Source organism: Stutzerimonas stutzeri (assembly GCF_024448715.1).
Taxonomy (GTDB): domain Bacteria; phylum Pseudomonadota; class Gammaproteobacteria; order Pseudomonadales; family Pseudomonadaceae; genus Stutzerimonas; species Stutzerimonas stutzeri_AR.
The window spans coordinates 90805-103395 of sequence record NZ_JAMOHZ010000003.1; the positions used below are offsets into that span (position 1 = coordinate 90805).

Here is a 12591-nt window from a genome sequence, read left to right on the forward strand (position 1 = left end):
GGTTCGAGCTACAAAGCCTCGATTGGTGCAAAGCCGCCAGTCGGAACAGCAAAGCACAGCGGCAGGAATGAGGTTCTCCTTCTTCTGCACGGCTGGTGGAGCGTAATCAGATAACCGGGTTTATCTGAATTCATAGTTACAAATACAACGTATTCGCATTAATATCCGCATCCCTAACAATAAATGGACTTGGAGATACCCATGTTCCGCCCCCTGGCGACAATTCCAGAAGACATGGTCTCGCTCTGGTCGCAGCATCGCTTCGAACTGTTCGGTATCCCGGGCTTCAGTGCGGGCGCAGGCGTGCGCTACGTCGGCGCAAGCTGGGGCGGTACCGACACGCTTAAAACACCCTCAACTACTCTCTTCGACGCCATGCTCGGCTACCGCTATCAGGACCGGACATTCATGCTCAACGCCACCAACCTGGAAGACGAGTCCTACTACACCACCTGCCTGTCGCGTGGCGATTGCTTACTCGGCAGTCGCCGCACGGTAGTCGGCACTGCAAGCTACAGCTTCTGATGGGCCGGAACGGGAGACAAGACCGATGAATATATTCGTATCTTCCCGCCGCGCCAGCCTGGCTGGGCGCATCTCGGCGGCCCTCCTGGGCGGCTATGCATTGGCCTATGGTTTCACGGCGTTCTTTTCCGTGTATCTACCGATGTCCAGGCCGGATCGAGTGGTAACCGCCAGCTTGCTGTGCTTCGCGGTCTGGGTAGCCGCGGCGATCTATGCGTTCGCGGCCCGCAGCGCCATGCGCGCCTGGGTGTTGTTTGCGGGGCTGGCCGCGGTTTTCTGCCTGGCGGCCTATCTCCCTGTCGAATGGAGGAGCCGGCCATGACCCTGCGTCAGTCGATGGCGGGACTGCATACCTGGGGCGGACTGCTGCCTAGTTGGCTGTTGTTCGTGATTATTTTCGCCGGCACGCTCGCCTGTTTCGATAAGGAGATCGAACGCTGGATGCGCCCTGCCCTGCACACCCCGACGGCGACGGCAATCACAGCCGATCACGTCAATGCCTGGGTCCAGGCGAATGTTCACGAACCGCTGCACGCCTATTGGTTGCACGGCCCGACCGAGCGTGAACCTTATTGGAAGCTAGGCTGGGAGGAAGATGCATCCGGCGCCCGCGGCCGCGTCGCATTCGATCCCCGAAGCGGCGAGCCGATGCCCGAAACAGTGGGCGGCGAATTCTTTTTTACGCTGCACTACAACCTGCAAGCCGGTTCGATCGGCATGTACATCGTTGGCTTGGCCGGCATGTTCATGCTGGTGGCATTAGTATCGGGAATTATCATTCATCGAAGAATCTTCAAGGACTTCTTTACCCTGCGCCCGCAAGCCAACGGCCAGCGCGCCTGGCTCGACGCCCATAACCTGTTCGGCGTCATTGGCCTACCGTTCCATTTGATACTTGCCTACACCGGCGTGGCGGTGTTCGTTGCGTCCTACATGCCCGCCAGCGCGCTGGTGGCGTATGGAGGTGATCCACTCGCCTTCTTCGAAGAGGTACAAGGCGGCTACCACCGTAATGAACTACACCAGCCCGCTGGGAAAATGGTTCCGTTGAACGAACTGATCACCAATGCGCGTCAGCACTGGGGAAATGGTGAGCCCGGCTGGATTATCGTCGAGCATCCGGCAGATGCGTCCGCAGTGGTCAGCATCTATCGCCGCGATCCGTCGCGCATCGGCTCGCCGCAAGATACGTTGAATTACGACGCGACCACCGGCGAGCTCCTCCACCAACAGCAGGCACCGGCCGGCTATCGAGCTCATACATGGCTGATCGGACTGCATATGGCGCAGTTCGGTGGGCAAATCGTGCGGGTGCTGTACGGGCTGTTAGGGCTGGCGGGCTGCGCCATGCTGATTGCCGGCACCGGCGTATGGCTGCGTAAGCGAGAGGGGCACCAGATTCGAGGGCTGAACGTCGTCCGGGCGCTCAACGGTGCGGTCTTCTTCGGCTTGCCAATCGCCTCGCTCACATTGCTCTGGGCGAATCGTCTATTGCCCGATGCAATGACCGCGCGTGGTTCCGCCGAGGCCTGGTGCTTCTCGCTGAGCTGGCTAGCCGTGGCTGTCGTCGCCTACCTTGGGCGCCGGCATTCGCTTAGATTGTCGCGACAGATGTTGGCTCTGCTGGCGGCACTTGCGCTGGGTTTACCGTTGCTCAATGGCCTGACCGCACCGGAGGGACATCTGCTGGCGAGCCTCGCCCGCGGCGATCTGATGCTAGCTGGTGTTGATATGGTGTTGTTGATGGTGGGTGCGCTGTGCGCTTGGAGCTCGCTTCGTCGCCGGCACGGGCGAAACCCCGCACGAATGCGCTCGGTGACTCCAGAGCAGGAGCTGACACGATGACCACGCTGGCTTTCGCCCTGGCCTATCTAGGAATGTTGATGCTCTGCCTTGCAATGACGCGGCATCACCGCGTGCTTTTCAATGCCGCCCCGACACCCAATCGGCAGAACTGGCTGCGTGTGTTGGCGATGGGACCGTTGCTCGGCTCATTCCTCCTGGATTCGAAATCGTTAGGGATATCGATCGGTCTGGTCGTCTGCTTCGGACAACTGATGTTCGCTGGGCTGGTGGTGAGCCTGACACTCGCATGGCGGGAACGCTGGGTGATGCCCCTTGGTGGCCTGTTCAGCGTTGTCGGCGTATTAGCTGCTATTAGCGGCTAGGTGCGGCATGAGCCGCTGAGCGTAATCGGCTACCGCCTTCAGCCAAAGAGGCGGTGGGCTCTCCATTCGTGCGGCTAAGCGACGCTATGAGTTGCGGCCACCGCCATGATTGTTTGGCCACCTTTTCTTGCTGGCTCGGATGCTTTTTCGCGGCCATTGGCAAAATTACCGCCGCTTTTCTGGCCTGAAAGACTCTCTAAGCTTTTAGTTTCTTATGTCTTTGGCTGACTTCTTTCGCGGATAGTGCTTGCCTCAATTCAAGCGCCATTTGCGCAACGCCTCTTATTGAAGCTAAGCGCTTAGCTTCAATGTCACTTATTGAGTATCTGGTTATATCTGAAACGTCAAATATCCTTATCGCAACCTTACCGGCCTCATCTCTTCTGCATGAACATCGCAAGGGCGCAAAGGATGCTTCGAGTATTCGGCAGGCATCTTCAAACTTCAACGCATCGCTCATAAATTCTCCATCGCTTTATAATTATCTGAATTGGTATTTCTTATATAAACGCTGTTTCATCCGAGGTTCGGTCGAAGATCCGCGGTCCTGCCCCTCAGCGACAGTGAAGCCGAACTCTATGAAAATTTCCACGTCCAGCAGCCGGCTCGTCATCAAAAACGATAGCGTCGCTCACCAATTAATATTGGGTTAGCAGAGCAATACGTAAAGGTCATGCGGGTTTTAGGCTTGGTCAGCCGTAAAGCAGCGTAACGGTAGCCAATGCTTTACGCAGCTTCCATAGGGCTGAACTTCGTCTCGTCTCACATGCTCTACCGACAATAATCAACTACCGAGCCAAACAATGATTAGCCAAAACGATGACTTGAGCAGTAGGAGCTTCCCTGTCCAGGAAGATATGCCTTTGCAGGTCAAGCTGTGGCGGGTCGAACGTATTGGCTGGTGCCTGCTCTTTCTGGTCGTGCTCGTGGCATTGCTGGGCTTGTTCGGAACAGGCCCGTTGAGCAAGACGGAAGCCGTCTCGTCCAATGGAGAGCTGAGGGTTCAATACGATCGATTCGATCGGAACGGCGCGTCCAACGAGATGGTCGTGAAAGCGAAAGCGGATGAACAAGGAAAGGTCTGGCTCATTATCGACGGCGCGCTACTTCAGCGCTTTACAGTCGAAGGCATACAACCAGAACCAGCCAATGCAGGGGGGTTCGGTGACGGAATGAGACTTGAGCTCAAACCTGATTCCGAAGGCTGGGCAACCGCCTATTTCGCGTTGCGCGCGACGGGGATAGGTCTCGTGAAAACAAACATCCGCTCTGGTGACCAGAGCGTCGAGGTTGGCCAGTTCATCTATCCATAAAGGGTCGGCAAAAATGGATTCAGTCCTTCGTGCTGCAGTGATATATCTGGCCCTTCTCGTCATTTTTCGAATCGCCGGTCGGCGTACACTTTCTGAAATCACAACATTCGATTTCGTGCTGCTTCTTGTTATTGGCGAAGCGACGCAGCAGGCGTTGCTGGGCGATGACTTCTCCGTGACCAATGCCATCGTGGTCATAGTCTCGCTGGTTGTAATGGACATAATATTATCTTTAATCAAGCGCCGTTCACCCCGGATCGCCAAAGTAATGGATGGCAATCCCATCATCATTGTTCAGGATGGCGAAGTACTGAAAAGGCGGATCGAGAAGGCGCGCCTTGATGAGTCCGATATTCTAGAGGCAGCTCGTAACTCGCATGGACTTACACGCCTCGACCAAATCAAGTTCGCGATTTTAGAGAAAAATGGTCGAATATCGATTATTCCCACGGGAGACAGCTGACTTTTAGGAGAAACGGTTTCGTAGCTTGCAAATCAATGCTGCAACAAAGCTGAGTGAACGCTTACCTACCGGATCATACGAGCGCCCTCCCTTCGCAGCAGCACCAAGAGGCCGATTGGTTAACAGTTTGCCGTATCGCTGGCGTGCAAGCGGTGACAGTGGCGTATGCCCGAAGCATCATGCTGGGCATGACTTTCCGATAGTTGTGCCGCAGGAACAAGGAACTGGCCTTCGCATGCTTCGTATCGCATCTGCCTCGTTGCTGGACTTCGCCGGGCTTACCTCGCCTGGCAGGACGCGCGACCACAATGAAGACGCCCTCCTCTGCTGCCCGGCACTTGGTCTTTGGGCGGTGGCCGACGGTATGGGAGGCCACCAGTACGGCGAAATCGCCAGCACCCTGGCTTTGCAGGTCTTGGAACAGGCAGTGGCCGGAGGTGACTCGCTGGAGGCGGCTGTTCATGTTGCCAACCGCGCCGTGCTCGAAGCCGCAGCGCAAGACGGCATGGGTACGACAATCGTCGCAGCGCACTTCAATGGCACCAGCTTTGAGCTCGCCTGGGTCGGCGACAGCCGCGCCTATCGTGTCACCGCAGACGATATCGTGCCGCTGAGCCGCGACCACAGCTGGGTGCAGGCGATGGTCGATGCCGGTGAACTGGACCCCGCCGATGCACAAAACCACCGCTGGAAAAACATCATTTTGCAGTGTCTGGGCCGCGACGAGGCCCTTGCGGTCGGCGCTGCGAACGGCATGCTATACGCCAACGAGCTGTTGCTGCTGTGCAGCGACGGCCTGACCAATGAGCTCACCGATACTCAGATCCATGCCCAGTGCACCGCCGCCGATACGCTCGAAGCCATGGTCGAGCAACTGATCGAGCAAGCGAACGCTAAAGGTGGGCGCGACAATATCTCCTGCATCGTGCTCGGACATGCGATGTCGTCGTCAGCCGAATCGCGTGGTCGGCGGCTCCTCAACAAGCTTTTTAAACCTCTTAAGTCGTAGAAGTAGAGCCGAAATTCATGACGGAACGGATGCTAGCGGTACCCGGCTATCGGCTGCACAAGCGCTTGGGCAAAGGCGGGATGGCCGAAGTCTATCTGGCGACCCAGCTATCGCTGGATCGGGAGGTAGCGCTCAAAGTGCTGCTGCACACCGAGGACGAAGCCTTCACCGAACGTTTCATCCAGGAAGGACACATTGTCGCCTCACTGCGCCACCCCGCGATCATAACCATCCACGACATCGGCCAGATCGCCGACGGTCGTCATTACCTGGCGATGGAATACCTCGGTGGCGGCGACTTGGCGCAGTACCGCGGCACCGTACTGTCGCCGTCGCGCGCACTGGACATCATCCACCAACTGGCTGGTGGCTTGGCAGTGGTACACGACAGCGGACTGGTTCACCGCGACGTGAAACCCGCCAATATCCTCTTTCGCGACGACGGCAGCGTAGTGCTCACCGATTTCGGTGTGGCCAAGGCAGTCGAGCTGGATAATGAACTCACCCACTTCGGCATTGCCGTCGGCAGCCCGGCTTACAGCAGCCCAGAGCAGGCGCGCTGCGAGCCGCTCGATGCACGTAGCGACATCTACAGCCTCGGTGTAATCCTTGCCGAGATGCTCACCGGCACCAACCCGTTTCGCGCTGCCAGCTATCCGCAGACCGTCCTCAACCATGTGCAGATGCCGCCACCGCAACTGCCGCCGGCACTGGCCTCTTATCAATCGCTGCTTGAGCGCATGCTAGCCAAGCAGTCGAATGCTCGCTTCGCCAACTGCCGTGAACTGCTGGCCGCCATAGATACCCTCACCGAGCCGGATATGGACCTGACCCGCATCGCGCCGGCCATGACGATTAACCGACCGACCAAGCGGCGCGTCCACGGTGGACATGCACGCCGCTGGGTAGCCGCAGTTGCAGTGCTGCTATTGACGGTCGCGATGGGCGTCGGTGGTTTTCAGTGGTATCGGCACAGCCAGATCAGCGACTACCTGGTCCGCGCTGAGCAGCGGCTGGCCAACGGCAAACTGCTGACGCCCGCGTTTGATAACGCCGACTACTACTTCCGCGAGGCCTTGCGCCTGGATGCTGACAATGCCCAGGCTCTCGACGGTTTGAAACGAATCCTCGAGGCACGCATCGCCGAGTACCTGGAACTGGCAGCGCAGCGCCTGGCCAATGACCAGTTGCTAGAGCCAGCCGAGGACAGCGCCACCCACTACTACCGCCAGGTGATCGGCTGGGCGCCGGACAATACATTTGCGCGTGAAGGCCTGCACCAGGTCGCCCGGCGTTATATCGACCTCAGCGAAACGGCATACAGTGCTCGCAACTATGCCCAGGCGCTCGAATATATCCAGCAGGGGCTCGAAGCCGATCCGGGCAACGACACGCTGGTCGCGCTGCGTGACGGCCATCCGCAACGGGTCGCCAAAGCGCGCGCGACTCAACTGGCGGCACGAGCTCCCGCCCCGCGTTCATCGAACAGCGCACGGGTTTCAAGTCAGCCTCCCCAGGCGCCGAACAATCCGATCAAGCGTCTGTGGAATCGAATATTCAAGCAGTGACCCAAGGCGCGGGCGTTACCCCGCGAGCCGAAGAAGCCTTTCAGTGCAAGGTAAACGTAAACATGCTCAGAATTCACTTCGTTGACAATCGTCAGGCCCCCGTCTGGCTCGCTGATGAACGCTTCACCTTCGGTGCGGCCCCTGGCAACGACCTTGTGCTCGACGACACGGGCGTCGGCGCCTTTCACGCGGAGCTATACCAAGAGAACCGCTTCTATTACTTGACCGACCTTGGCACGCCAGGCGGCACCTACGTCAACGAAGAGAAAATTGGCGAGCGCTACCAGGTCCGCTCCGGCGACCTTGTGCGCCTGGGCACACTGGAACTGCAGATCGTCGACCCGGCCAAAGCCGGTGCCAAAGCAGGTGCAGCACCGCGCTGGCTGCTGCAAGTGGTGCAGGGCGAGAACCAGGGCCACAAGTACCATGTCACCGGATCGATGACTTTTGGCCGTTCGGCCAAGTGCGAGCTCTGCTTCAGTGACCCGGAATTGTCGCGCCGGCACGCGGAGTTCTATCTCAAAGGCGACATCCTCGAGGTGAAGGATCTGGCTTCGGCCAATGGCTTGAAAGTGAATCATCAGGCGGTCGCAACCACCGTGCTGCAACCCGGCGACCAAATACAGCTGGGCAGCACCACGCTGTTAGTCATTGGGCCAAAAGTCGCCGTACCGGAAACGATCGACGAAGATGCCACTTTGTTCATACGCGCCGCCGACCTGCCTGTTGCCGTCAAAGCAAAACCTGCCACACCTCGACCGGCCACTCCAAACCCGCTACGTGCCACCGCTACGCCCGGCGCTAGCGCCAAAGCGGCGCCGCCGAGTGCCACCGAAAGGCCCTCCTTGCGCCTGGGTCTGCTCGTCGGCCTCGTAATTGCCATCCTTGCCGGCTTCGTTGTCCAACAGCTGCCGTAGCCGCAAAGTCGGCGCGTGAAAAGCAGAGGGAGGTATCAACGGGACGGCAGCCCGATTGACTTATCCAAAGGCGCTGGCCGATCTCCGTAACTGCGACAGTGTAAATCAACATCAGCGCAGATTTGAATCATTCTCAATTACAGGCGTAAACTGATCGTGTCTCCAATGATCGGCTCGGCGGCCATACGCTGCCAGTCGACGCTGTCGGGTTCGACACGATGCCCCAGAACTGTCACGACCTCATCGAACTACTACATGTCGCCGCCAGAGCGCTCCCCGGACTAACGGGCGAGGTCGGGCCGGCGAATAGTGATCAACTACAGTGCGGCAGCGCTGGCAATCAGGCGCGGGTAGCCGCTCTTCATGCCCACTGGCAACACGCCCATCCAGAGGCTGGCGCCCATTACTGGTCGGCACGCAGTTGGTCGCTGCTGGTCTGGCAACCAATCTATCTCAGCCTGCTTGCGGTTCATCTTTGTGCTCGGGCGCCGTCTCTGGCGCAGATGGGACAATCGATGCGCGATGGCTTCGTTTGCGGTTTTCGCCTGCCGGAACACCGCCCATGCCGTGGCGCCCAATCCGATCTGATCGCCTGTGCCGCCAATCATCTGCGCCGGTTCGTCGACGACCAGCTCGTTGAATTCAACGAAGTGTCCTCGATCCACCCGAAAATGGCGAAATTGCTGGTCGCCGATTGCTTGCGCGCAGCGTTGTTGCTGGTGCAGCCGCGCGCATCGGTGACCAACGAGGCCTTGCGCGAGATCGAGGCGCGCTGGCTGGAGGCCATGGCCTTGCCTGGTGGTGGCTCGCTGGTTGAGATATGCCTCAAAGATAGTCGCCAATGCCTGGCACTCGGCCGTAAGGTTTGCTGCCAGCATTTTCGACGTGCCGATGGCGAGCCCTGCAGCAATTGCCCGAAACTCAAGCCGGAGGAGCGAACACGGCGCCTGCGCGAAGAGCTGATCGTCGCATGCTGAGCCTGCACGACATTCAGGTACGCCGCGATGGCCGAATAATCCTGGCGCTGGATCACCTGCAGCTCGCCGAAGGCCAGTTCACGGTCATCCTTGGACACAACGGATCGGGCAAGTCGACGCTGATGAACCTCATCGCGCGTCAATTCACACCCGATACAGGGCGTATAGCCTTGGAAGGCAAGCCGCTCGGAGCTTACAGCCAACGTGAATTCGCCCGGCGTGTCGCCTTCCTGCCGCAACACCTGCCGGAGGTGGCCGGTTTAACCGTTCGCGAACTGGTTCGCCTGGGACGTTTTCCCTGGCGAGGGTTGCTCGGGCGCTGGCAGGCCGAGGACAGCCAGGTGATTGAACGAGCGCTGCGGCAGACTGACATCGCCCACTTTGCCGATCACCTGGCCGACAGCCTGTCCGGCGGCGAGCGGCAGCGGGCCTGGATCGCGATGCTGCTGGCTCAGGAATCACCACTCTTGCTGCTCGACGAGCCAACCTCGGCCCTGGATCTCGCGCACCAGTACCAGCTGATGGCGCTGTTGCGCGAGCTCAATCGGGAAACCGGCCGCGGCATCATCGCAATCCTGCACGACGTCAACCTGGCGACGCGCTATGCCGATCGCATCGTCGCGCTGAAAGGAGGGCGGCTGTTCTTCGACGGCACCGCCGAGCAGCTGCTGTCCGGCGAACGCCTCAGTGCGCTGTACGAGATCGATATCGAGCTGATCGATCAGCCCGGCCAGGGGCGCAAGATTGCAGTGGTGAGCTGAGTGGAAATATCACTGGCCCGCACCATTCCTGCCTGGGCGCAGCTGGGCCGGCCCCAGGCGCGCTACTTGCTGACATTGTTGGCGCTGCTGGCGGTGGGTGCATTGCACCTGAACCTCGGTATGACCCAGTGGCCGCTTCATCGCTGGACCTTGCTGCCGCCCGTTGGCGATGGTTTCGCCGCCTTGGAATTTCATCTATCGGTACTGCCGCGGTTGGTCATGGCCTTGCTGGTAGGGGCGGCCATGGGACTCGCCGGCAGTGTGCTGCAACAGTTGACGCAGAATCGCCTGGCCTCCCCGATGACTCTCGGTGCGGCCTCCGGCGCCTGGCTTGGTTTGACCGGCGCTACGCTGCTGTTTCCCGCCTTCGCTGCCAGCCATGGCGAGTGGGCGGCGCTCGTCGGTGCCCTGGGAGCGGTCGGTCTCGCACTGCTGATCGCCGGTCGTCACGGCATTGCCGGTCTGCCGGTGATCCTCGCCGGCATGGCGCTGAATCTGCTACTGGGCGCGCTCGCCACCGGCATCCTGCTGGTCCACAACCAGCAAACGCGGGGTCTGTTCATCTGGGGCGCTGGCGATCTGGGCCAGATCGACTGGCAATGGGTGGCCTGGCTATGGCCGAAACTGCTGGTCGGGCTGTTTATTGTCGCCTTCGCCCCGCGCCCGCTCACCCTGCTCCAACTCGGCAGTACAGGCGCGCAGGCGCGTGGTCTGACGTTGGGGCCGGTGATGCTGGCGCTGTTCGTCGCCTCGCTCTGGTTGACCGCCGCATCAATTACTGCGGTGGGCCTGATCGGCTTCATCGGCCTGATCACTCCTAATCTTGCTCGACTGTGCGGGGCGCGAACCTCGCGCGATGAGCTGTTCTACAGCACGCTACTGGGCATGTTGCTGTTATTGGGTGCCGATGTGCTGGCACTGCTGGTGAATCGCTGGACCGCCGAGCTGATCCCGAGCGGCGCGGCGGCGGCGCTCATCGGCGCGCCGGCCCTCCTATGGCTGTCACGCAGGCAGCTCTCGGCTGAAGACCGGCATGCCTTGGCGCTGCCGCCCGGCGCCGCGCGCCTGACCCGGCGACGCGGCTGGATATTGGGGCTGGCGGCCGTCGTGATCGTCCTGGCCAGTCTGTGCCTGAATCGTGGCCCCGACGGCTGGGCTCTGGGCTGGCCTTCCACTCTGGTCTGGTCGTTGCGCTGGCCGAGGATGCTCACGGCAGTGACAGCAGGCTGCGGGCTTGCGGTCGCCGGAATGATGCTGCAACGCCTGCTGCGCAACCCGCTGGCCAGCCCCGACATCCTTGGCCTGACGGCAGGCGCGACGCTCGCGGTCATGGTGGCGCTGATGATGTTTGGTAGCGCGCTGTTCTGGCTGATCGCGCCGCTGGCCGCCTTCGTCGGTAGCCTGCTTGTCCTCATACTGCTGTTGTTGCTCGGACGACGTCACCGTTATTCCCCGGCAGTCATGGTGCTGGTTGGGGTCTCGCTGGCGGCGTTGCTTAATACCGCCTTGCAGATCGGCCTGACTCGCGGCTCGGCGGATGCCCTAGCACTGCTCGGCTGGCTGGCCGGATCGACCTACCGGGTCTCGGCCTGGCAAGCGTTGATGATGAGCCTGGGGATCGCAATACTGGCCGGCTTGAGCCTGTTGTTCCATCGAGCACTGACGCTGATCTCGATCGGTGACGGGGTCGCACTCAGTCGCGGCCTCGACGTCTCAGTTACCCGTGTGGCGCTCTTGTTGCTAGTGTCGCTGCTATGCGCGCTTGTAACCAGCCTGCTAGGGCCGGTCGCCTTCCTCGGTCTGCTGGCGCCGCATATGGCGGCAATGCTGGGTGCGCGCCGGGTTCTGCCGCAGGTGCTGCTCTCGGCCATACTCGGCGCCATGCTGATGCTGGTCGCCGATTGGCTAGGCCGCACGCTCATGTTCCCCCTGGAAATTCCGGTGGGCATCGTCGCCTCGGTGGTGTGCGGCAGCTATTTCATCTTTCTGCTGACACGGCAGCGTTCGTCGTGAAGTTCTTTCGCCGCGCGCTAATGATGCTGATATTCCTGCTCGGCGGCCTACCTACCGCTCAGGCGGCAGAACCACGTATCGCGGCGCTGAGCTGGGAGCCGGTAGAGCACCTGCTCAAGCTCGGCGTCGAGCCGGTCGCGGTGGCCGATGCCGACGATTACCGCGCCTGGGTGGTGCGACCGAAACTGCCCGCCTCGGCGATTGACGTCGGTACGCGCACCGAGCCGAACCTGGAGCTGCTGGCGCAGCTGAATCTGGATCTGATTCTGATCACGCCGCTGCTCGAAGACTTGCGACCCAAACTTGAGCGCATCGCGCCGGTGGTGTCGTTCGGTGACTTCACCCAGGAGCGAGACAACCTCGTAATGCAGCGGGAAAACTACCTGGAGCTCGCGCATTTGCTGGGCCGCACGGCCCATGCACAGGCACAGCTGGCAGCGATGGAGACGCATATTGCCGAGATGCGTGGGCGACTGCTCGCTCACTTCGACGGCGCGCTGCCCGACCTATCGGTCGTCCGGTTTTCTTCGCCAACGACGGTCCTCATATTCGGCCCGAACTCCATGCCGCAGCATGCGATGCAAATGCTCGGCCTGCGGCCGGCCCATTCGGTGCCGGTTAGTCGCTGGGGCAGCGTGCAGTTACCCGTTATGGTGCTGGGCCAGATCGAGGACGGGGCGGTTTTGCACATAGAGCCCTTTCCCCGTCAGGATCGTCTGTTCGACAGTCGGTTGTGGCAAGCGATGCCCTTCGTCCGGCAGCAACGCTTCGCCGACATGCGGTCGACCTGGACCCACGGCGGCGTGTTCTGCGTCGAGTACCTGGCTGAGTCCATCACCGAGGCGCTGCTCAGCCTGCCCTCCTCCAGCTGAGAGGA

General features: G+C 60.4%; 14 protein-coding genes and 1 pseudogene. 13 read left to right on the forward strand and 2 right to left on the reverse strand.

Annotation, left to right across the window (positions count from 1 at the left end; genetic code table 11):
• Nucleotides 1-201: 201 nt before the first annotated feature.
• From NAV33_RS07070 to NAV33_RS07085, 4 genes are read left to right on the forward strand one after another with little or no spacing between them, the layout of a single operon-like run.
• Nucleotides 202-525, forward strand: a complete 324-nt coding sequence (locus NAV33_RS07070; protein ID WP_255978350.1) for a TonB-dependent receptor domain-containing protein — start codon at nt 202-204, stop codon at nt 523-525.
• Nucleotides 526-550: 25 nt separating this feature from the next.
• A complete protein-coding gene (locus tag NAV33_RS07075; RefSeq protein WP_255978352.1) occupies nt 551-847 on the forward strand; it encodes a DUF3649 domain-containing protein in 297 nt (98 codons plus the stop codon).
• Nucleotides 844-2370, forward strand: a complete 1527-nt coding sequence (locus NAV33_RS07080; protein ID WP_255978354.1) for a PepSY-associated TM helix domain-containing protein — start codon at nt 844-846, stop codon at nt 2368-2370. The genes NAV33_RS07075 and NAV33_RS07080 overlap by 4 nt, the downstream gene beginning before the upstream one ends.
• Nucleotides 2367-2693, forward strand: coding sequence for a DUF3325 domain-containing protein (locus NAV33_RS07085; RefSeq protein WP_255978356.1), 327 nt, complete (start codon nt 2367-2369; stop codon nt 2691-2693). Before NAV33_RS07080 ends, NAV33_RS07085 begins: the two co-directional genes overlap by 4 nt.
• An 84-nt stretch (nt 2694-2777) precedes the next feature.
• Here the strand turns inward: NAV33_RS07085 and NAV33_RS07090 are convergent.
• Nucleotides 2778-2878: pseudogene (locus tag NAV33_RS07090) on the reverse strand (general stress protein); the annotation flags it as partial.
• 11 nt (nt 2879-2889) lie between these two features.
• Nucleotides 2890-3153 (reverse strand): DUF1652 domain-containing protein, encoded by a 264-nt coding sequence (locus NAV33_RS07095; RefSeq protein ID WP_255978358.1) that lies wholly within the window; start codon nt 3151-3153, stop codon nt 2890-2892.
• A 403-nt stretch (nt 3154-3556) separates the two neighbouring features.
• Here NAV33_RS07095 and NAV33_RS07100 point away from each other — a divergent pair, with 403 nt between their 5' ends.
• From NAV33_RS07100 to NAV33_RS07140, 9 genes are all read left to right on the forward strand, one after another.
• Nucleotides 3557-4006, forward strand: a complete 450-nt coding sequence (locus tag NAV33_RS07100) for a hypothetical protein (protein ID WP_255978360.1) — start codon at nt 3557-3559, stop codon at nt 4004-4006.
• Between the two features lie 13 nt (nt 4007-4019).
• A complete protein-coding gene (locus NAV33_RS07105) occupies nt 4020-4469 on the forward strand; it encodes a DUF421 domain-containing protein (RefSeq protein ID WP_255978362.1) in 450 nt (149 codons plus the stop codon).
• Between the two features lie 235 nt (nt 4470-4704).
• Nucleotides 4705-5478, forward strand: a complete 774-nt coding sequence (locus tag NAV33_RS07110) for a PP2C family protein-serine/threonine phosphatase (RefSeq protein ID WP_255979292.1) — start codon at nt 4705-4707, stop codon at nt 5476-5478.
• Between the two features lie 17 nt (nt 5479-5495).
• Nucleotides 5496-7046 carry a serine/threonine-protein kinase gene (locus NAV33_RS07115; RefSeq protein ID WP_255978364.1) on the forward strand — a complete coding sequence of 517 codons (1551 nt, stop codon included), beginning with the start codon at nt 5496-5498 and terminating at the stop codon, nt 7044-7046.
• Nucleotides 7047-7108: 62 nt separating this feature from the next.
• Nucleotides 7109-7963 (forward strand): FHA domain-containing protein, encoded by an 855-nt coding sequence (locus tag NAV33_RS07120; protein WP_255978366.1) that lies wholly within the window; start codon nt 7109-7111, stop codon nt 7961-7963.
• Between the two features lie 218 nt (nt 7964-8181).
• On the forward strand, nt 8182-8940 hold the full coding sequence (locus tag NAV33_RS07125) for a siderophore ferric iron reductase (protein ID WP_255978368.1): 759 nt from the start codon (nt 8182-8184) through the stop codon (nt 8938-8940).
• The gene (locus NAV33_RS07130; RefSeq protein WP_255978370.1) at nt 8934-9701 is read left to right on the forward strand and encodes an ABC transporter ATP-binding protein; all 768 of its coding nucleotides are present in this window, start codon (nt 8934-8936) and stop codon (nt 9699-9701) included. The genes NAV33_RS07125 and NAV33_RS07130 overlap by 7 nt, the downstream gene beginning before the upstream one ends.
• Nucleotides 9702-11714: a Fe(3+)-hydroxamate ABC transporter permease FhuB gene (gene fhuB / locus NAV33_RS07135; protein ID WP_255978372.1), complete on the forward strand. Its 2013-nt coding sequence runs from the start codon at nt 9702-9704 to the stop codon at nt 11712-11714. It abuts the gene before it with no gap.
• A complete protein-coding gene (locus NAV33_RS07140; RefSeq protein ID WP_255978374.1) occupies nt 11711-12586 on the forward strand; it encodes an ABC transporter substrate-binding protein in 876 nt (291 codons plus the stop codon). Before fhuB ends, NAV33_RS07140 begins: the two co-directional genes overlap by 4 nt.
• Nucleotides 12587-12591: the final 5 nt, after the last annotated feature.

Coding starts and splice junctions, on each gene's coding strand:
- NAV33_RS07110 (WP_255979292.1), top strand. CDS start 4,705: ATGCTTCGTATCGCATCTGCCTCGTTGCTGGACTTCGCCGGGCTTACC.
- NAV33_RS07085 (WP_255978356.1), top strand. CDS start 2,367: ATGACCACGCTGGCTTTCGCCCTGGCCTATCTAGGAATGTTGATGCTC.
- NAV33_RS07120 (WP_255978366.1), top strand. CDS start 7,109: ATGCTCAGAATTCACTTCGTTGACAATCGTCAGGCCCCCGTCTGGCTC.
- NAV33_RS07115 (WP_255978364.1), top strand. CDS start 5,496: ATGACGGAACGGATGCTAGCGGTACCCGGCTATCGGCTGCACAAGCGC.
- NAV33_RS07125 (WP_255978368.1), top strand. CDS start 8,182: ATGCCCCAGAACTGTCACGACCTCATCGAACTACTACATGTCGCCGCC.
- NAV33_RS07130 (WP_255978370.1), top strand. CDS start 8,934: ATGCTGAGCCTGCACGACATTCAGGTACGCCGCGATGGCCGAATAATC.
- NAV33_RS07075 (WP_255978352.1), top strand. CDS start 551: ATGAATATATTCGTATCTTCCCGCCGCGCCAGCCTGGCTGGGCGCATC.
- NAV33_RS07080 (WP_255978354.1), top strand. CDS start 844: ATGACCCTGCGTCAGTCGATGGCGGGACTGCATACCTGGGGCGGACTG.
- NAV33_RS07070 (WP_255978350.1), top strand. CDS start 202: ATGTTCCGCCCCCTGGCGACAATTCCAGAAGACATGGTCTCGCTCTGG.
- NAV33_RS07095 (WP_255978358.1), bottom strand. CDS start 3,153: ATGAGCGATGCGTTGAAGTTTGAAGATGCCTGCCGAATACTCGAAGCA.
- NAV33_RS07105 (WP_255978362.1), top strand. CDS start 4,020: ATGGATTCAGTCCTTCGTGCTGCAGTGATATATCTGGCCCTTCTCGTC.